Below are 18,789 nucleotides of genomic sequence, written 5' to 3'. Positions count from 1 at the left end.
CGTGAAGGTCCGGTTAACCCTCACCGCCGGTGGCGCACCTCTTACAACAGGGAGACGGCGGGGAAAAGATCAATCCTCCGCCTCCGCTTTCCCCAGCTTCCTCATCGATCCCGCGATTTCCACCACCAGATCGGGCAGGCCTTCGATCTCGCTCCAGCCCTTGCGGCCGCCCTTCGGGATCTCGGCCGAGGAGGCGGGCAGCATGGCGGAAGAAAAGCCCAGCTTTTCGGCTTCCTTGAGGCGCTGTGCCGTCTGCGAGACCGGACGCACCGCTCCCGACAGGCTGACCTCGCCGAAATAGACCCGCTCGGCCGGCAGGGGGGCTGCGGCCAGCGAGGAGACAAGTGCTGCCGCCACCGCCACATCGGCCGCCGGTTCCGAAATGCGGTAGCCCCCGGCCACATTGAGATAGACGTCGTGCTGGCCGAGACGCACGCCGCAATGGGCTTCCAGTACGGCAAGGATCATCGACAGGCGTGCCGAATCCCAGCCGACGACGGCGCGTCGCGGCGTGCCGAGCGAGGTGGGCGCCACGAGCGCCTGCACCTCCACCAGCACGGGACGCGTCCCTTCCATGCCGGCGAAGACGGCAGCACCCGGGGCCTTGGCATTGCGCTCGCCGAGAAAGAGTTCGGACGGGTTGGACACTTCCCGCAGGCCCTTGTCCGACATTTCGAACACGCCGATCTCGTCGGTCGGCCCGAAACGGTTCTTCACCGTGCGCAGGATGCGGTAATGATGGCCGCGGTCGCCCTCGAAATAAAGCACCGCATCGACCATGTGCTCGACGACGCGCGGGCCGGCGATCTGGCCTTCCTTCGTCACGTGACCGACCAGCACCATGGCGGCCCCCGTCTGCTTGGCAAAGCGGATCATCGCCTGCACGCCGGTGCGCACCTGGGTGACCGTTCCCGGCGCGGAATCGGCGGTATCGCTCCACAGCGTCTGGATGGAATCGATGATCACGAGGTCCGGCCGCTTGCCCTCGGCAAGGGTCGCCAGAATGTCCTCCACATTGGTTTCCGCCGCCAGCAGCACGTCGGAAGACGCCGCTCCCAGCCGCTGGGCGCGCAGGCGCACCTGTGCGACCGCCTCTTCGCCCGAGACATAGATGATCCGGTGGCCGCGCCGCGAGAGCGCCGCTGCCGCCTGCATCAGGAGAGTCGACTTGCCGATGCCGGGATCGCCGCCGACCAGAACGGCAGAGCCGCGCACGAAACCGCCACCCGTCACCCGGTCCAGTTCGTCAATGCCGGTCTGTACGCGCGGCGCTTCCTCCGTCTCACCGGACAGCGTCGTCAGCGCCACGGGCCGCCCCTTCTTCGGTGCCTTGCCGGGACCGCCGCCGATGCCCCCCATCGGGTCTTCCTCGACGATGGTGTTCCACTCGCCGCAGCCATCGCACTTGCCGGCCCAGCGGGTATGTACCGTGCCGCAGTTCTGGCACACGAATTGGGTCTTGGGTTTTGCCATCGAAAGGATCAGTCTTCTTGTTGTTCTTCGGGAAAGAGGTCGGCCGAGAGAGGCTGGTGGCCGTGCAGAACGCTGAGGATGATCACCTCCTCCGCCGTCGTGCGGAAGTAGATGCAGCGTCTGCGAAAGGGCAGTGCCTTCAAGCCGCTGCGCAGGTCATCACGTGGAACGCCGGGAAAGCCGCTTGCTGCTATCCATGCGATCTTGCTTGTTAGTTGACGCACGAAACGGCTTGCTGCGATGATGTCGCTTTCGCCAATATGGACAAAGATGTCGACGAGGTCCTGATCCGCGAGCCGCGTGTAGATCAGCTTTTTCGGTTTAATCGCCGCATCCCCCGCTCGATGACCGAATCAGCGATTGCATCCGCGTTTTCGAACGGAAGGGTATCGCCAGCTGCGACTTGAGCATCGGCGGCATCGATCGCCTGCCGAACATGCTCATCATCACGGTCCAGCAACTGCAGCCCCGCCCGCACCACGTCCTCGGCGCTTCGGTAGACACCGCTGCGCAGCTTCGCATCGATGAAGGCCTGTTCTTCCTCGGTCAGGTGGATCTCGGTCATTTCGATCTCCTTTTGTTCTCTTATAGCGCAGCATCCGCGCCCTGACCAGTGGGGACGAAAAGGCTCAGATGTCGTCTTCGCCGAGGCTCCGGCGCTCGTAGCGAAGCCCAAGGCCGGTGAGCAGTTCGTAGCCGATCGTGCCGGCAGCGGCCGCCACGTCGTCCAGCGCCATGTTGGGACCGAACAGTTCGATGTAATCGCCGGCGCGGATCGCAGGAATGGCCACATCCGTGACGTCGAAGATGGTGAGATCCATGGTGATGCGGCCAAGCACCGGCACGCGCGTTCCGGCGATGAAGCCGAAGGCGCCTGCCGGCACGCTGGCGCGCAGCGGTATGCCGCTGCCCGAAAGATTGCGCAGATAGCCATCGGCATAGCCGACAGACGCGACGGCGAGACGGCTGTCGCGGGCGAGGCGGTGCGTGCCGCCATAGCTGACGGTTTCGCCGGCTTTCGCCTCGCGGATCTGCACGATGCGCGCTTCGGCGGTGGCAACCGGCCGCATCGGATTGCCCATGCCGATGCAGGCCTGCCCGCCGTAGAGAGCAATCCCCGGCCGCGTCAGGTCGAAGTGATAGTCCGGCCCGAGGAAGATGCCGGCCGAGGCGGAGAGGCTGGCTTCGACGCCATCGAAGGCGGCGCTCACCGTCCGGAACAGATCGAGCTGCCTGCGGTTGGCCTCGGCGTCCGGCGTGTCGCCGCTGTGCAGATGAGAGAGAACAAGCACCGGTTCGAAACTCGTCGGGCGCGAGACGTCGTCGGCGAGCGCCAGTGCTTCGTCGACCGAAAGCCCCAGCCGGTTGAAACCGGTGTCGACCTGCAGCGCGCAGGGATAGGGACCATGCTCGGCAAGCACCGACATCCAGAAGGCCAGCTGTTCCTCGGAGGCGAGCACCGGAACAAGATCACTGTCGAAGAAGGTTTTCTCCTGTCCAGGCCAGATGCCGGACAGCACGAAGATCCGCGCCTCCGGCGCATAGGCGCGCAGCGTCTCGCCTTCGCTGGCGGAGGCCACGAAGAAATCGCGCGCCCCGGCCTCGTAGAGCGTCAGCCCGCAATCCTCGATGCCGAGCCCGTAGGCGTCGGCCTTCACCACCGCGCCGGCCCGCGCCCTGCCCGAGCGTGCCGCCATGTCGCGCCAGTTTTCGGCAAGCGCTTCCAGGTTGACGGTGAGACGGAGCGGGGCGGCATCGAAGGGATCGGTTTCCATCAGCTCATCGCGTCCGTCGGTCATTCGCATCATCCTTTGTCATTCATCGGGCGTCACCGGGCCGCTTTCCCGATCCGGTGCCGCAAAACCGGGTACAGGCGGGCGCGACCCTATCACGTCTGGAGCGGACGAAAACGATGATCCCGTGAATTCTTCGCACATGCACAGCGTTTGCGCGCAAAGGGATGACAGCCGAATGCCAGGGTTTCAAAATGCAGTTCTGTCCGGGCGCGCTCGCAATAGTGTCACATCTGGCCAGTAGAAGCGCGCCTCTGTCAGAACCGCGCCCGTTGCGATCAAGGAATCGATATCATGCAGCAGCATCCGGCATTCATCATCGAAGGCGCAACCGTGGTCTTTGCGGATCGCCTTGCGCCCGCCTGCGTCCACGTCGAAGACGGCCGCATCACCGCCATCGACGGCGCCCGCGACGGGGCATTCGTGATCGACGGCCGCGGCCAGATGCTTGCACCGGCCTTCGTGGACATTCATGGCGATGCCTTCGAGCGGCAGATCATGCCACGACCGGGCACGATGCTGCCAGTGGCGCCGGCGCTTCTGGAAACCGACCGGCAGCTTGCTGCAAACGGCATCGCAACCGCCTATCATGCACTGACGCTGAGCTGGGAGCCGGGGCTGCGTTCGGTGGAGAACGGTCGCGCCATCGTCGCCGGGCTTGAACAGCTGGCGCCGCGCCTCACCGTCGACAACCGCGTGCAGCTGCGCTGGGAAACCTTCTGCTTCGAGGCGATCGATCTCATCCGCGACGCGCTTGCCGGTCCGCGTCTGCCCTCGATTGCCTTCAACGACCATACCTCGATGCTGCTGCTCGATCCGGCGGTCCGGATGCAGGAGCGGCCGTTCGAGTTCGATCCGGCCTATCCGGCGCTGGAGCCGGAAAATCCGGTCTTCGCCGACAAGATGGCCGAGCGCGGCAAGCGGGCAAAGATACCTGCTGCCGATATGGTGGCGCTGACGCGTTCCGTCTGGGAGCGGCGTTCCGAGGTGCAGGCAGCGATTGACACGGTTGCTGCCCTTGGCCGCGCCGCCGATGCCCCGATGCTCTCGCATGACGACAGCCAGATCGAGACGCGCGATTTCTATCGCGGCCATGGTGCGCGCATCAGCGAGTTCCCGATGAACCGGCGGGTGGCCGAGGCGGCGCGCGCAGCCGGCGATTTCATTGTGTTCGGTGCGCCGAATGCCACGCGCGGCGGCAGCCATCTCGCCTCCATCGGTGCTGCCGACATGATCCGCGAAGGCCTCTGCGATATCCTCGCCTCCGATTACTATTATCCGGCCATGCTGCTGGGGCTTGCCCGCCTGCTGGCGGATGGCGTGGCGCCGCTGCATGCGCTCTGGCCGCTGGTTTCGGCCAATCCGGCCCGCGCCTCGGGGCTTGCGGATCGTGGCGTCGTCGAGGTCGGCCGCCGGGCCGATCTGGTGCTGGTCGAGTGGCCTGACGGCGGCGTGCCCTCCGTGCGGCGCACCTTCGTTGAAGGCCGCGAGGCCTATCGTGCCGTGCCGGCAGGGCATTGAGGCGCAAGGGCTGCGGCTTGATCCGTGACGCGGGTCAGCTCTCGGCGGACAGAGCCGCAGTCCCCCCTCTCTCTTCCTGGGAAATGTTTGCTCAGAAAGAGTGCGATCGCAGCGCGACCGGATAGATCGCCCGGTGTCCGTCCTCCAGTTCCACGAGGCGGCACTCCACGCCATAGATCTCCGCGATCATCTCCGGGTGAAGAACCTCGGCCGTGCGGCCGTGGTGGCGGATGTGGCCGTCGCTCAGGATCAGCGTTGCATCCGCATAGCGGCTGGCGAGATTCATGTCGTGCAGGATGGCGAGCGTGACGATGCCTTCGCGCCGCGTCACCTCGCGCACCGCGTCCAGCATCTGCAACTGGTTGGCCAGATCGAGCGCCGAGGTGGGCTCGTCCAGCAGCAGCAGGTCCGGCCGGCGCACCAGCGCGAGGGCGAGCGCGATCATCTGCCGTTCGCCGCCGGAGAGTTGCGACGGCTGCTTGCCGGCGAAATGGACAAGGTTCAGCGCCTCGAGAATCTGCCGGGCGCGGCGAAAACTGCCGCTTTCGGTCTTCCAGCCATGCCGGCCGCTGTTCTGGGCGAGAATCAGGAGGTCGAGCACCGTCATCTGCACATCGAGATGGGCGAGATCCTGCGCGACATAGCCCACCTTCTCGGCGCGTTCGGCGGGCGTGCTGTTCAGAAGATCGAAGCTGCCGAGCATGGCTTTGCCGCGGGCCTTGCGCAGGCCGCAGAGCCCCCGCACGAAGGTGGATTTGCCGGCGCCATTGGGGCCGAGCACGGCCAGGATTTCGCCAGGCCGCGCGCTCATCCGCGCATCCCGGATCACTGTCTGGCTGCCGATCGTGACGCTGTAATCTTCGACGACGAGGCTCATCGCAGGCTTCCCCGGCTCTTGCGCAGGATCAGGAAGATGAAGAAGGGAAGTCCAGCCAGCGAGGTCACCATGCCGAGCGGCAACACCGCGCCGGGCAGGATCACCTTGGACAGCAGCGAGGCGATCGTCACGAACAGGGCACCGACCGCCATGGTGGAGGCGATGGTGAAGCGGTAATCCTCACCGGTCAGCATGCGCGCCACATGCGGCGCGACAAGACCGATGAAGCCGATGATCCCGACCACGGCGGTGACAGAACCGGCGAGCAGCGCCGAAAGCACCAGCATCAGGGCCCGCAGCCGCCGCACCCGAACGCCGAAGACGATGGCCTGTTCGCCAAAGCTGCGCAGCGCCGTCAGCTGCCAGGCATGGAACAGCACGACGGGGAGCACGGCGAGCACGACGCTGCCGGTGATCGTCAGCTTCAGCCAGGTCGCCCGCTGCAGCGAGCCCATCAGCCAGAAGACGATGCTCTGCAACTGGTCGATGCTGGCGGTGTATTGCACGAGCGACAGAAGCGCGCTGAAGACGAAATGCAGCGCAATCCCGAGAAGCGTGATGATCTGCACATTGCGCGCGCCCTGCGAGAGGCCGAGCACCAGCAGGACGGCGAGAAGCGCAAAGACGAAGGCGTTGATCGAGATGACCAGCTCCGGCGGCACGCCGGGCAGAAGGGTCGAGACGGCAAAGCCGGCCGCGAGCGTCAGCGCCGCGCCAAAGCCCGCCGCCGAGGAAACGCCGAGCGTGAAGGGTTCCGCCAGCGGGTTGTCGAGGATCGTCTGCATCAGCAGACCGGCGAGAGACAGGCCGATGCCGGTGACCGCCGCCATCAGCGTCATCGGCATGCGCAGGCTCCAGACGATGAAGACCGCGCCGGGATCGGCATGCGCCGGGCTGAACAGGGCGGCCAGGACCTGCGAGAGGCTGAGCGTGCCGGAACCGATCATGATATCCAGCACGCCGAAGATGCAGGCCGCCCCGAAAAGGGCGGCAATGATGGCCACGCGTCGCCACGTTGCGGCATCCTGGCGAAAGCCAAGGTCTTCGGCAGGCTGCGCGATGTTGAGTGACGTCATGGCAGAGCGACCGTCACTTGCCGGCGAGCCTTGCCCCGAAGACAACAGGCACGTCGCCAAGGCCGGTCATCCGGGTCAGGATCGTCTTCAGGTCGGCATCGGGATCGATGGCCTTCGTCTCGTCCGGATGCAGCGCCTTGGCCAGATATTCGATGGCATAGATGTTCCAGACGCTGGAATAGAGCTGGTGGTAAAGGCCCACCACGTGGCCGTCCTGCACCGCCTTGATGTGCTCGAATCCCTTGCGCGCCATCAGCCGGGACATGCCCTGTTCGACGCTGGCCCGGTCGATGTCGAAGCCGAAGGCGGGCGAGACGGCCGCCTTGTCCTCGAACGGCGTGCCGCTCATCATGTAGACGTCCGGCTGGGCGCCGATGATGCTTTCCAGCGCCACGTCGCCGGTGCGGCCGCTCAGCATCCTGGTGCCGAGGTTTTCGCCGCCGGCGGCCTGAACGAGCTTGCCCCAATAGACATCGCCATGGGTGAAGCAGCAGAAATCGGCGCCCTTGCGACCGGCAAGCGCCTCGATGAACACCTTGGGCTTGGCCGTGCCGGCAATGGCGTCATCCACCGCCTTCTGGTGGCTGCGATAGAAGCCGGCATACTCTTCTGCTTCCTTCTCGCGGTTCAGCACCTTGCCCAGCAGCTCGACGCTCTTGACCGCATTGACCGCGGGCTCCATTTCGCTGTCGATCATCAGAACCGGCACGCCGAGCGCCTTCAGGCTGTCCAGCACATGGGCATCCTCCAGCGCCTGCTTGACGCGCGCATGCACGATGACGAGATCCGGCCTGGCCGCCACGATCTGCTCCATGTTCATCTGGCCGTCATCGCCGAACTTCATGTCGACCGGCCGTGCCGCCGATTCAGGCCATTTCTTCTGGAAAAGCGCCCAGCCCTGGCGATCGGAGCGCGACAGGATGTTGTTCCAGGCAACGACGCGCTGCAGCGGGTCCTGGCGGTCGAGCAGTGCCAGCGTGAAGAGATCGCGGCCATCCTGCAGCACGACGCGCTTCGGCTCCGACTTGATCTCGACGCTGCGGCCGGCAAAATCGGTAACCGTCAGCGGATAATCGGTGGCATGGGCGGTGAGGGCCGGCAGGGCAAACAGGCTTGCCTGGAGGGCCAGGCGCAAACGCGAAAAGAGCTTCATTGCTGTATCCAAGAAAGGGCTGGGAGGAAGGGCCGGGGATGGAAACGGATGGTGCGGCGCTTCTTGCGCCGAAAGATGATGTTGTCAATCAGGTTAACTTCACTTTTGCTCGATAGGTCGCGACAAGGGACAAGGCGCCGCAGGCGGGCTGTGCATGGCAGCCGGCTGCAAGGATGGGCAGCCGGACCTCACTTTTGTTCAAGACGGAGCGGGCAGGGCGCATTATGCTGATGTCATGCACAATGTTTCCCAGCAGCAGGCGGCCGAGGCGACGCCCGTCTCCCGGACGGAGCAGACCCGTTTCTGGCGCGACCGGCGTTTCCGCAACATGGAATGCCTGACGGCTTCCTTCATCACGCACGAATTTTCCCCGCATTCGCACGATACGTTTTCGATTGGCGCGATCGAGACCGGGTGCCAGGTGGCGATGATCCGCGGCGCGCGGGAGCATACTGGCCCCGGTGCGCTCTATCTGATCAATCCCGGCGAGATCCATGACGGTCAGCCCGGTGCGCCGGACGGTTATCGCTACCGGATGATCTATCCGGACCCGGCGCTTCTGACGGAGATCATCGAGGATATGACGGGCCGGGCCTTTCACGGCATGCCGAGCTTTTCACGCCAGCTTTTGACGGATGCGCCGCTCGCCACCGCCTTCAACCGGGCGCACCGTGCCATCGAGGAAGGCACCGCGCTGGAGGGGGAGGAGAGCATGTATGGCGTGCTTGCCACCATGTTCGCCCGTCACGGCAGCGCCATTATCAGCACGCGGGACTATCACGAACCGCTCGCCATGCGGCGGGTGAAGGATTTCATCGCCCGGCATTTCGACGCGGATATCGGGCTGGAAACCCTGGCGAAGGTGGCGGGTCTCAGCCGCGCCCACATGATCCGTGCCTTCCGAAAGCATTACTTCATCACGCCGCATGCCTACCAGACCGATCTGCGCATCCGGCATGCCCGCCACCTGCTGCGCAGCGGCGCGACACCATCCGACACGGCGGCGGCCTGCGGCTTTGCCGATCAGGCGCATCTGACGCGGCATTTCAAGGCGCGCACCGGGCTGACGCCGGCCGTCTTCCGCGCCGGCTGATCACTTTCCTTCAAGACCCGCGCCAGTCCGGACCTTTACAGCCTGTCTCGACAGGAGGTCTTCATGACATCACGGCATTTTCGGCGCGAGCTGCTCGACGGTTTGCGCGCCATTCTTCCCCTCGTGCTGGCGGCGCTGCCGATCGGCTTCGTGTTCGGCACGGTTGCGGCCGGCAATGGCCTTTCGCCGCTGGAAACCGTGCTGATGAGCGCGCTGGTGTTTGCCGGCGGCTCGCAATTCGTCGCCATGGATCTGTGGACACATCCGGCTTCCTGGAGTGCGCTCGGCTTTGCGGCGCTTCTCGTCAACCTCCGCCATATCCTGATGGGCGCCTCGCTGGCACGCAGTCTCGGCCTGTTCCGTCGCTGGCAGACGGTACCGGCGCTTCTCGTCATGGCGGACGAGAACTGGGCGCTGGCGGAAGCCCGCGCCCGCCGTCAGCCGCTGAGCCCGGCCTTCTATCTCGGCCTCGCGCTTCCCTTCTACTGCGGCTGGGTTCTGGCGAGCCTCGGCGGCTCGCTGTTCGGGGCGCTGCTGGGCGATGTCGCGGTCTATGGGCTCGACTTTGCCTTTCCGGCCGTCTTCATCGTGCTGCTGATGGGCTTCTGGAAGGGCGCCGATACGGGGCGGGTGCTCGCGGCCAGTGCGGTTGCGGCGCTGACCGTTCACAGCCTTGTGCCGGGCGCCTGGTATATCGCCGCAGGCGCGCTGGCGGGGCTTGTCGCAGCACTCCTCTCCCCGGTCCGGCAGGAGGTGGCGGCATGACGCTCGATCCCGCAACCCTTGCCGCCATCCTCGCCATGATGGCCGCCACCGTCTTCACCCGCCTCATCGGCGCACTGCTCGTCAGCCGGTTCACGCTGTCGCCGCGTCTGGAGCGGGCGCTGACGGCGGTGCCGCCTGCCGTGCTGATGGCCGTGGTGACCCCGACCGCGATTGCCACCGGTCCGGCCGAAACCATCGCCTGCCTCGTTGCGGCGCTGGCTGCGCTGCGTCTTCCGCTTCTGCCGGCGGCGGGTGCCGGTGTCGTCACCGTGGCGCTGCTGCGCGCCGCGGGGCTCTGACGCCCTTAGCCCCCGGCCTCCACCGGCATGAAGCGGGTGCGAAAGGCGGTGGGGCTGAGGCCAAGCCGCTTGCGAAAATGGTGGCGCAGTGCATGGGCGGAGCCGAAGCCGACGGCATGGGCGATCTCCTCCATCGGCGCGTCGCGCGCGCAAAGCAGCTGTTTGGCCCGTTCCATCCGTTCTGCTGCCAGCCAGTCGCCGGGGGAAACACCGGTTGCCTCGATGAAGCGGCGGATGAAGGTGCGCTCGCTCATCCGGCAGCTGCTGGCCATGCGGGCGATCGTCCAGTCGCCGGCAAGATCCTGCCGCACCTGATCGAGAAGGGGCGCGATCTCGCTGCCCGGCCGCAGCGCCACCGGTCGCTCCAGGAACTGCGCCTGGCCGCCGCTGCGGTGGGCCGGCATCACGATGCGCCGGGCCACCGAATTGGCGGCTGCCGCGCCAAAATCCCGGCGGACGATCTCGATCAGAAGATCGATGCCGGCTGCGCTGCCGGCGGCGGTGAAGATGCGGTCGTGAATGCGGTAGAGCGAGGTCTCGTCCACGCTCACCTGCGGGCGCCTTTGCTGCAGCTTCTCGGCATAGCGCCAGTGGGTCGCGGCGATGGCGCCGTCCAGCAGGCCGGTTTCGGCCAGCACCACGGCGCCCGAACAAAGCGAAACAAGCCGCGCGCCACGCACATGGGCCGCACGCAGCCGCGCGCAAAGATCGTCCGGCACCGGAAGATCGATGCCCCGCCAGCCCGGCACGACGATCATGTCCGCCCGATCGATCAGACTGACGTCGCCATCGGCCGTCACCGTCAGGCCGCCCTGCGCCCGCAACGGCCCGTTCTCGATGGCGGCGCTGGCGAAGCGATACCAGCCCGGCCCCATTTCCGGCCGGCTTAGCCCGAACACCTCTGCGACAATGCCGAATTCAAACGTGCACAGCCCGTCATAGACGAGCGCGACGACCAGCGGACCGCTAAGGGCAGGGGACAGGTTTGGCATGATCTCTACGCATATTGTCAAAGTTGCCAATTGGCAAGCCGGGCGGATTTGCCGATGGTCTGGCCGTTCACAGGACTGCTCTGCTCAAGGGAGATCGATCGATGCCAAGTTCCGTCACCGCCGTTGCCGCTGCCCCGAGCGAGGCGGCGCGCGCCCATTTCGCCGCAAGCTTCACCTTCGAGACCGATTGCTGGGATGTGCATGACGCGCTCGCCAAGGGCGCAGATTTCGTATTGCTTGATGTGCGCAGCCCTGCTCTTTATGCCGCCGGCCATGTGCCGGGCGCCATCAGCCTGCCGCATGGCAAGATCACCGCGCACCGCATGTCGGCGTGGCCGCAAGGCACGCTGTTCGTGACCTACTGCGCCGGCCCCCATTGCAATGGTGCTGCACGTGGAGCCCTGCGGCTTGCCGAACTTGGCCTCCCGGTCAAGCTGATGGCCGGCGGCATCACCGGCTGGCTGGACGAGGGGTTTGCGCTGGCGACGGGGGAAATCTCCTGACGTGCGGTCCCCAATGATCGGCCCGAACGGAAACGCCCCGCTTTTCGGGCGGGGCGCTGTCTTGTGGATCAATGTTCCTCGTACTGGGTAAAACTCGGGTCGGCCAGATCCGCGAAGCGGGTATATTCCGACTGGAAGGCGAGCTTGACAGTACCGGTCGGTCCGTGACGCTGCTTGGCGATGATCACGTCGGCCGTGCCCTTCACCTTGTCCATATGCGCTTCCCATTCCGGATATTTCGGGTCGTTCGGGTCGCGCGGTTCCATGTTCTTCACATAGTATTCCTCGCGGAACACGAAGAGCACCACGTCGGCGTCCTGCTCGATCGAGCCGGATTCGCGAAGGTCGGAAAGCTGCGGGCGCTTGTCCTCGCGATTTTCCACCTGACGCGAGAGCTGCGAGAGCGCGATGATCGGAACGTTCAGTTCCTTGCCGAGCGCCTTCAGGCCGGTGGTGATCTGGGTCACTTCCTGCACGCGGTTTTCCCCGGATTTGCCGGAGCCGGTCATCAGCTGGATATAGTCCACCACCAGCACATCGAGGCCGCGCTGGCGCTTCAGGCGCCGGGCGCGCGCCGACAGCTGGGCAATCGAGATGCCACCGGTCTGGTCGATGAACAGCGGCACCTTCTGCATCATCTGGCTGCAGGCGACGAGCTTTTCGAAATCGGCCTCGGTGATGTCGCCGCGGCGGATTTTCGAGGAGGAGACTTCCGTCTGCTCGGAAATGATACGGGTGGCCAGCTGTTCGGACGACATTTCGAGCGAATAGAAGCCGACGACACCGCCATTCTTGGCCTTGAAGGAGCCGTCCGGCAGCACCTCCGGCTCGTAAGCCGCCGCAATATTGTAGGCGATGTTGGTGGCGAGCGAGGTCTTACCCATGCCCGGACGACCCGCAAGTACGATCAGGTCGGAGCGCTGCAACCCGCCCATCTTGGCATCGAGCGACATGATGCCCGTCGAAATGCCGGAAAGGTGGCCGTCGCGCTCGAAGGCGGCGCCGGCCATGTCGATCGCCTGCGCCACCGCATCGGAGAAGGACTGGAAGCCGCCGTCGTAGCGGCCGGTTTCCGCCAGTTCGAACAGCCGGCGTTCGGTGTCCTCGATCTGCGCCTGCGGCGGCATGTCGAGCGGTGCATCATAGGCGATGTTGACCATGTCTTCGCCGATGGTGATCAGCGCGCGGCGCAGCGCCAGATCGTAAATGGCGCGGCCATAGTCTTCCGCATTGATGATGGTGACCGCTTCGCCGGCGAGACGCCCAAGATATTGCGCAAGCGTGAGGTCGCCCACCTTGGTGTCGGCGGGCAGGAAGGTCTTGATCGTCACCGGATGGGCGATCTTGCCCATGCGGATGATGTCGCCCGCCACCTCGAAGATCTTGCGGTGCAGCGGCTCGTGAAAATGCACCGGCTTCAGGAAGTCCGAAACGCGGTAATAGGCATCATTGTTGACAAGGATCGCGCCCAGCAGAGCCTGCTCGGCCTCGAGGTTGTTCGGGGCTTCGCGATAATGCGGTTCATTGGAGAGAGCGGGCGCGAGTTTGCGCGCGGCTTCGTTCATCGTATCGATCCAATCATTTTCATGTCGGGCATGTCTGGTGGTGTTCCACTCTACCGGACCGGCGCGCCGATCACAAACGATGGCCGTGAACTCACAACGATTCACAGGCCGCAGAAGCATCGACCGGAAAATGCGGCCATGCCCCGATAAATCCGTTGACTGTGATACGCGCCGAATCAGGAAGGCGAGACGCCAACTATAGCGCCTTCACCACCGTGGCGGGATGTTTCAAGACGGCTGCTTTGACATTTGCCAAATTTGCATGGCTGTCGTGCGAGCTATGCTCTTGAAGGCTTGTGGCTCCCGATATAGATAGCGGTTAAATAATTAGGATACTAATTGTAAGGTCGTATTATCAATGTCACGTCATACACTCAACGAGCGCCTGTTCGATGAAATGTCCGCCTTCAACAGGCGGCTCAGGGCGCTGTTCGACCTGCGGGCGCGGGAAACCGGGCTGACGCTGACGCGCGCCCGCGCGCTCTTTGCCCTCGGCCGTCGCGGCGTGCTGAGCCAGAAGGATCTGGCCGAAGAACTGGAGATCGAAACGCCGACGCTGGTGCGCGTGCTGGACGGCATGGAAAAGCAGAACCTCATCGAACGGCGCGCCGGCGATGGCGATCGCCGGGTGAAGGAAATCCACGTCACGCCGGACGGGGAGGTGGTGAGCCGCGACGTGCAGGATCTGGCGCGCAGCCTGCGCAACCGTCTGGTGGAAGGCATTGCGGAAGAGGACCTCGACACCGCCCTGCACGTTCTCCTGCAACTGAACCGGAACCTTGCCGTTTCCAGCGCCGAGGAGCAGAAGGCATGAGCACCGCCATCACCGTCAGTCGCGACGCAGACCAGGAGAGCGGTGCTCGGCGCCCGGAAGATGCCGCTGTGGCGCCGCAAGCTGTCCCGCAGGCAGCAAATGTCGCGCCCGCCGCAAAATCCTTGCCGGCCCAGCCGGTGCCGATCGAGGAGCGCCCGCTCTGGCTGACGCTCGCCTATATTGCCTCCGGCCTCCTGATGTTCATGACCCAGGGGCTCGGCATGAACATCGTCTCGGCCAATCTCTACCAGCTGCAGGGCACCTTCTCCGCCACGGTCGCGGAAGTCGCGGCGCTCTCGGCCGCCTATATGGCGCCCTATGCGAGCCTGTCGCTGGCGCTGTTCAAGATCCGCGTGCAATACGGCCTGCGGCCCTTCGCGGAACTCAGCATCGGCGCCTTCGTGCTGGCCTCGTGCCTGAACCTGTTCGTCACCGACCTGCATTCGGCGCTCGTCGTGCGCTTCGTCAGCGGTATGGCAGCCGCCCCCCTCTCTTCACTTGGCTTTCTCTACATCCTCGAAGCCTTTCCGCCGCAGAGAAAGCTGACGGTCGGTCTCAGCATCGCGCTCACAGGCACGCTGCTGGCGGCGCCGGTCGCCCGCATCATCTCGCCCGGCCTGCTCGATATCGATGGCTACGAGGCGCTCTATACGATGGAACTCGGCCTGGCGCTGATGGCGCTGCCGGTCATCTACATGCTGCCGCTGACCGCACCGCCCCGCGTCAAGGCGATCGAGCGGCTCGATATCTTCACCTATCTGCTGCTGGCCGTCGGTCTTGGCGCGTTTGCCGTCTTTTTCACGCTCGGCCGCTTCTACTGGTGGTTCGAGGCGCCGTGGCTCGGCGCGCTGGTGGCGCTTGCCATCGTGTCGCTGACACTGTTCGGCATGATCGAGCTGCGCCGCCAGAACCCGCTGCTCGACCTGCGCTGGATCTTCTCCTGGCCGAACCTGCATCTGGCCGGTGTGCTGATCGTCTTCCGCGCCGTCACTGCCGAGCAGTCCAGCACCATGGTCAGCTTCCTGCAGCAGCTTGGCATCCAGAATGACCAGATGGCGACCCTGTTTTCGCTGATCTTGCTTTGCTCGGTGCTGGGTGGCGCGGCCTGTGCCGTGCTGATGGTGCGCAGCCAGTCCGGCCTCGCCCATGTCATCGCACTCTCGCTGATCGCACTCGGCGCCTTCCTCGACAGCCAGTCGAACAATCTCACCCGGCCGGAACAGTTCTATCTCAGCCAGTCGATGATCGCCTTCGGCGCCGCCATGTTCCTGCCCCCGGTGATGCTGCGCGGTTTTGGCGCCGCCCTGCAGAAGGGGCCACCCTACCTCGTCAACTTCATCGCGATCTTCCTGTTTACCCAGATCAGCGGTTCGGTCATCGCAACGGGCCTGCTCGGCACCTTCGTGACGATCCGTGAAAAGGTCCATTCGACCCTGCTGGTCGAAAACGTCCTTCTGACGGATCCGGACGTCGCCCAGCGCGTCGCGCAGCTCTCCGGCGCCTATGCCAAGGCGCTGACGGACAAGACCCTTCTGAACGCCGAGGGACTGGCGCTGCTCGGCCAGCAGGTGTCCCGCGAGGCCTATATGCTGGCCTACAACGATACCTTTCTGCTGGTCGGTGTTGCCTCCGCGCTCGCGCTGATCGGTCTTCTCATCCATCTCGCCTGGGATCGGCTTGTTGCCTGGTCCACGCGCCGGCGTGCCGGTGCCGAGGCGGTTTCCAACGCTTAAGGTCTCACATCATGTTGAAACGCATTTTTTCTCCCGCCACCCTGATCCTGCTCGTTGTCGGCATCGTGGGCCTCGGGCTCGTCCTGTATGCCTGGCGCCTGCCGCCCTTTACCAGCAGCATAGAGATGACCGATAATGCCTATGTGCGCGGTTACGTGACCACGCTCAGTCCGCAGGTCAGCGGCTATGTCGTGGAGGTCCCGGTCAAGGATTATCAGAGCGTCAAGGCCGGCGACGTCGTGACGAGGATCGACGACCGGATCTACCGGCAGAAGCTGGCACAGGCCGAGGCGACGCTCGACAGCCAGAAGGCGGCGCTTGCCAATTCCCATCAGCAGGAAGTCTCCGCCAAGGCCAATATCGCCTCCAGCGAGGCGGCGGTGACGAGCGTGGAGGCGGCATTCACCCAGGCCCGCCTTGCCGAGGAGCGTCAGCAGAACCTTTCCAGGAGTGGTGTCGGTACCGCAAGTGGCCAGGAGGAGGCCGAGGCCAATCTCGAAAAGGCGCGCGCCGCCGTGCAGCAGGCCGAGGCCGCCCTCGAAGTCTCCCGCCAGCAGTTGCAGACCATCATCGTCAACCGCGCCTCGCTGGAAGCCGCCGTCGCCAGCGCCGAGGCGGCCGTCGAACTCGCCCGCATCGATCTCGACAACACCGCGATAAGGGCACCGCGCGATGGTCATGTCGGCGAGGTCGGCGCCCGCGTCGGCCAGTACGTGACGGCCGGCACCCAGTTGATGGCGGTGGTACCCGACGACGTCTGGGTGATCGCCAGCTTCAAGGAGACCCAGTTGCAGGGCATGCAGGCCGGCCAGCCGGTGACGATCAGCGTCGATGCGCTCGGCCACCGCAGGCTGACGGGTTACATCGAGCGCTTCTCGCCGGCGGCGGCCTCGGAATTCGCCGTTATCCGCTCCGACAATGCCACCGGTAATTTCGTGAAGATCGCCCAGCGTGTCGGTGTCCGCATCCGCTTCGACGACGGGCAGGATGCGATCCGCGATCTGCAGCCCGGTCTTTCTGTGATCGTGCGTGTCGACAAAACGCAGGCGCCGCGCAGCCTCGGCTGATCACCCTGTCAGCGAGCCAAAAAAGAAGCCCCGGATCTTGCGATCCGGGGCTCTTTTCATGCCATGATAGGCCGATCCAATCAGGCGTCGTCGCCGTCTTCGTCGTCCGGGTTGAAGAAGTCTTCCGGACGCAGGGCGTCTTCGTCCACGCCGTAGATGGCGTCGACGGAGTTGAGGTTTTCGCCCTTGGCCTGGCGCTCGGCTTCTTCGGCCGAACGGGCAACGTTGAGGGCGATTTCGATTTCGACTTCGGCATGCAGGTGCAGGGTGACGTTGTGCAGGCCGATCGACTTGATCGGGTTGTTCAGGTCAACCTGGTTGCGGGCAATGTTGAAGCCTTCGGCAGCCAGAACATCGACGATGTCGCGGGCGGCAACCGAACCGTACAGCTGGCCGGTTTCGCCAGCAGCGCGAACGACGATGAAGGACTTGCCTTCGAGGGCTTCGGCCACCTTCTGGGCTTCCGACTTGCGCTCGAGGTTGCGGGCTTCCAGCGTGGCGCGCTCGGATTCGAAGCGCTTCTTGTTGGCGTCGTTGGCGCGCAGCGCCTTGCCCTGCGGCAGCAGGAAGTTACGGGCGTAACCGTCGCGAACCTTGACGGTTTCGCCCATCTGGCCGAGCTTGGCGATGCGTTCGAGAAGAATGACGTGCATGGGTCTTGTCCTTTCAGATCAGGTCTTGGAGTCGGTGGATTTGGTATCGCGGGCCGGCGTCAGGGCGATCGTCCGGCGCGTATCGGTGAGCCCGATGACGAGGACGGCAATGGCCGGCAGCAGCATCATCGTGGAGAGGTAGATCAAGACGAGGCCCGGCAGGCGCCAGTCCTTGTCGCGCAGGCGAAAGTGCAGGGCGGCAAAGCCCGCCATCAGGAAGCCTGCGCCGAATGTGCCGCAGAGCGTCGCACCGATCATCGCCGGAACGCCGCCGAGGAAGGTCAGCACGATGCCGCACAGGAAGATGAAGATGGCATTGCGGTTCATGCGCAGCGCCGACGGCATGTCCTCGCGCGGACGAAGCGCCCGGCCGCTGCGCGAGACGATGCGCACGGCGAAATAGAAGGCGGCAAACAGCAGCATTACCCACAGGCCGCCCTGGACGATCGGCAGCATCAGCAAGATCATCCGCTTGGTCTGGGCGAGCGCTGCCGCATCCGGCACCATGGCCGGGTTCTGCTGGTTGAAGGTCTCCACCATGGCATCGACCAGCGCATTGGTCAGCGTCGGTCCATAGCCGATCACGACGCCGAGGATGACCACCGCAAGCGTCACCAGACCGCACAGATGCAGCAGGATGTCGGAGATCGGATACCAGGCCATCAGGTTGTCCGGACCGCCCAGTTCGGAGGCTGGACGCGCCAGATTGGCGAGATGGGACAGCCAGCCTGCCGGCACCAGCGTGAAGATCGCCATGGCAAGCGCGAACATTGGCGACACCAGGATGGCGCCGAGGATGGCAGCGGTGACGATGGCGACGATGGCGGTGCGATTGCCCCAGCCGAGGCCGGCGACCAGAACGGGAAGGGCGGAGGAGGCGTAAAGCACGGACGCGAACGAGGGCTGCGCATTCGCGCCCATCACGAGCAGCGTTGCGGCAATGCCGGCAAGAATGCCGGTCGTCAGCACTGTCTGGTTCAATCCGTACACGTCTCGCTGTCCTGCCTGTTCAAGCAGTTAGGGGAGCGGCCTGACAATTCTGTTTCAGGCACGTCATCCCCAACATGGGGTTTTCAAGGGTTCCGATCCGCGCCCATCGCGGAAGGGAGAATGCCGCCGGCGCGAAGTGCCGGCGGCAAGGGGTCGATCAGGATACGACGTAGGGCAGCAGGCCGAGGAAGCGGGCGCGCTTGATGGCCTGGGCCAGTTCGCGCTGCTTCTTCTGGGAAACGGCCGTGATGCGGGACGGAACGATCTTGCCGCGCTCGGAAATGTAGCGCTGCAGGAGACGAACGTCCTTGTAGTCGATCTTCGGTGCGTTGGCGCCCGAGAAGGGGCAGGTCTTGCGGCGGCGGTGGAACGGACGGCGTGCCGGAGCAGAGGATGCGTCAGCCATGGGTAATTCTCCTTGA

20 protein-coding genes are annotated in these 18,789 nt (G+C 64.8%); 8 read left to right on the top strand and 12 right to left on the bottom strand.

Features of this window, described 5'->3' with window-relative positions:
• Nucleotides 1-69: 69 nt before the first annotated feature.
• The 4 genes from radA to alr all read right to left on the bottom strand — a co-directional run bounded on the left by radA (nt 70) and on the right by alr (nt 3,272).
• The gene (radA, locus tag FNA46_RS12910; RefSeq protein WP_143125606.1) at nt 70-1,473 is read right to left on the bottom strand and encodes a DNA repair protein RadA; all 1,404 of its coding nucleotides are present in this window, start codon (nt 1,471-1,473) and stop codon (nt 70-72) included.
• 8 nt (nt 1,474-1,481) lie between these two features.
• On the bottom strand, nt 1,482-1,733 hold the full coding sequence (locus FNA46_RS12905; protein ID WP_246103059.1) for a type II toxin-antitoxin system RelE/ParE family toxin: 252 nt from the start codon (nt 1,731-1,733) through the stop codon (nt 1,482-1,484).
• 47 nt (nt 1,734-1,780) lie between these two features.
• The gene (locus tag FNA46_RS12900; RefSeq protein ID WP_143125605.1) at nt 1,781-2,038 is read right to left on the bottom strand and encodes a type II toxin-antitoxin system ParD family antitoxin; all 258 of its coding nucleotides are present in this window, start codon (nt 2,036-2,038) and stop codon (nt 1,781-1,783) included.
• A gap of 64 nt (nt 2,039-2,102) precedes the next feature.
• Nucleotides 2,103-3,272, bottom strand: a complete 1,170-nt coding sequence (alr, locus tag FNA46_RS12895; protein ID WP_143125604.1) for an alanine racemase — start codon at nt 3,270-3,272, stop codon at nt 2,103-2,105.
• Between the two features lie 288 nt (nt 3,273-3,560).
• On the opposite strand from alr, the gene FNA46_RS12890 reads away from it, so the two are divergent.
• Entirely contained in the window at nt 3,561-4,787 is a 1,227-nt protein-coding gene (locus FNA46_RS12890; protein ID WP_143125603.1) for an alpha-D-ribose 1-methylphosphonate 5-triphosphate diphosphatase, read from the top strand.
• Between the two features lie 91 nt (nt 4,788-4,878).
• On the opposite strand, the gene FNA46_RS12885 is transcribed toward FNA46_RS12890, so the two are convergent.
• The 3 genes from FNA46_RS12885 to FNA46_RS12875 are packed head-to-tail and all read right to left on the bottom strand — an operon-like array spanning nt 4,879 to nt 7,893.
• Nucleotides 4,879-5,664, bottom strand: coding sequence for an ABC transporter ATP-binding protein (locus FNA46_RS12885; protein ID WP_143125602.1), 786 nt, complete (start codon nt 5,662-5,664; stop codon nt 4,879-4,881).
• Nucleotides 5,661-6,740: a FecCD family ABC transporter permease gene (locus tag FNA46_RS12880; protein ID WP_143125601.1), complete on the bottom strand. Its 1,080-nt coding sequence runs from the start codon at nt 6,738-6,740 to the stop codon at nt 5,661-5,663. The genes FNA46_RS12885 and FNA46_RS12880 overlap by 4 nt, the downstream gene beginning before the upstream one ends.
• 13 nt (nt 6,741-6,753) lie before the next feature.
• Nucleotides 6,754-7,893 carry an ABC transporter substrate-binding protein gene (locus tag FNA46_RS12875; protein ID WP_143125600.1) on the bottom strand — a complete coding sequence of 380 codons (1,140 nt, stop codon included), beginning with the start codon at nt 7,891-7,893 and terminating at the stop codon, nt 6,754-6,756.
• Between the two features lie 235 nt (nt 7,894-8,128).
• Between FNA46_RS12875 and FNA46_RS12870 the strand changes: the two genes are divergently transcribed.
• The 3 genes from FNA46_RS12870 to FNA46_RS12860 all read left to right on the top strand — a co-directional run bounded on the left by FNA46_RS12870 (nt 8,129) and on the right by FNA46_RS12860 (nt 10,050).
• Nucleotides 8,129-8,986 (top strand): AraC family transcriptional regulator, encoded by an 858-nt coding sequence (locus FNA46_RS12870; RefSeq protein ID WP_143125599.1) that lies wholly within the window; start codon nt 8,129-8,131, stop codon nt 8,984-8,986.
• Between the two features lie 63 nt (nt 8,987-9,049).
• Nucleotides 9,050-9,751: an AzlC family ABC transporter permease gene (locus tag FNA46_RS12865; RefSeq protein ID WP_143125598.1), complete on the top strand. Its 702-nt coding sequence runs from the start codon at nt 9,050-9,052 to the stop codon at nt 9,749-9,751.
• Nucleotides 9,748-10,050, top strand: a complete 303-nt coding sequence (locus FNA46_RS12860) for an AzlD family protein (protein ID WP_143125597.1) — start codon at nt 9,748-9,750, stop codon at nt 10,048-10,050. The genes FNA46_RS12865 and FNA46_RS12860 overlap by 4 nt, the downstream gene beginning before the upstream one ends.
• Before the next feature lie 5 nt (nt 10,051-10,055).
• On the opposite strand, the gene ftrA is transcribed toward FNA46_RS12860, so the two are convergent.
• Nucleotides 10,056-11,042, bottom strand: coding sequence for a transcriptional regulator FtrA (ftrA, locus tag FNA46_RS12855; RefSeq protein WP_143125596.1), 987 nt, complete (start codon nt 11,040-11,042; stop codon nt 10,056-10,058).
• Between the two features lie 101 nt (nt 11,043-11,143).
• On the opposite strand from ftrA, the gene FNA46_RS12850 reads away from it, so the two are divergent.
• A complete protein-coding gene (locus FNA46_RS12850; protein ID WP_143125595.1) occupies nt 11,144-11,545 on the top strand; it encodes a rhodanese-like domain-containing protein in 402 nt (133 codons plus the stop codon).
• 68 nt (nt 11,546-11,613) lie between these two features.
• Here FNA46_RS12850 and FNA46_RS12845 read toward each other — a convergent pair whose 3' ends face one another.
• Nucleotides 11,614-13,110 (bottom strand): replicative DNA helicase, encoded by a 1,497-nt coding sequence (locus tag FNA46_RS12845; protein ID WP_143125594.1) that lies wholly within the window; start codon nt 13,108-13,110, stop codon nt 11,614-11,616.
• A 358-nt stretch (nt 13,111-13,468) separates the two neighbouring features.
• Between FNA46_RS12845 and FNA46_RS12840 the strand changes: the two genes are divergently transcribed.
• Genes FNA46_RS12840 through FNA46_RS12830 form a run of 3 tightly spaced genes read left to right on the top strand, consistent with a single transcriptional unit; the run spans nt 13,469 to nt 16,724 of the window.
• Entirely contained in the window at nt 13,469-13,924 is a 456-nt protein-coding gene (locus FNA46_RS12840; RefSeq protein ID WP_143125593.1) for a MarR family winged helix-turn-helix transcriptional regulator, read from the top strand.
• Entirely contained in the window at nt 13,921-15,657 is a 1,737-nt protein-coding gene (locus FNA46_RS12835; RefSeq protein ID WP_143125592.1) for an MFS transporter, read from the top strand. Before FNA46_RS12840 ends, FNA46_RS12835 begins: the two co-directional genes overlap by 4 nt.
• An 11-nt stretch (nt 15,658-15,668) precedes the next feature.
• Nucleotides 15,669-16,724, top strand: coding sequence for an HlyD family secretion protein (locus FNA46_RS12830; RefSeq protein WP_143125591.1), 1,056 nt, complete (start codon nt 15,669-15,671; stop codon nt 16,722-16,724).
• 80 nt (nt 16,725-16,804) lie between these two features.
• Here FNA46_RS12830 and rplI read toward each other — a convergent pair whose 3' ends face one another.
• The 3 genes from rplI to rpsR form a co-directional block, all read right to left on the bottom strand.
• On the bottom strand, nt 16,805-17,377 hold the full coding sequence (rplI, locus tag FNA46_RS12825) for a 50S ribosomal protein L9 (RefSeq protein ID WP_143125590.1): 573 nt from the start codon (nt 17,375-17,377) through the stop codon (nt 16,805-16,807).
• 18 nt (nt 17,378-17,395) lie between these two features.
• Nucleotides 17,396-18,367 (bottom strand): DUF2232 domain-containing protein, encoded by a 972-nt coding sequence (locus FNA46_RS12820; protein WP_246103055.1) that lies wholly within the window; start codon nt 18,365-18,367, stop codon nt 17,396-17,398.
• A 157-nt stretch (nt 18,368-18,524) separates the two neighbouring features.
• A complete protein-coding gene (rpsR, locus tag FNA46_RS12815; protein ID WP_143125589.1) occupies nt 18,525-18,773 on the bottom strand; it encodes a 30S ribosomal protein S18 in 249 nt (82 codons plus the stop codon).
• Between the last annotated feature and the right edge of the window lie 16 nt (nt 18,774-18,789).

Source organism: Affinirhizobium straminoryzae, assembly GCF_007004135.1.
Classification (GTDB): Bacteria; Pseudomonadota; Alphaproteobacteria; order Rhizobiales; family Rhizobiaceae; genus Neorhizobium; species Neorhizobium straminoryzae.
Note: the sequence above shows the minus strand (reverse complement) of the source record. Positions and strands in the feature narration are given on the sequence as shown.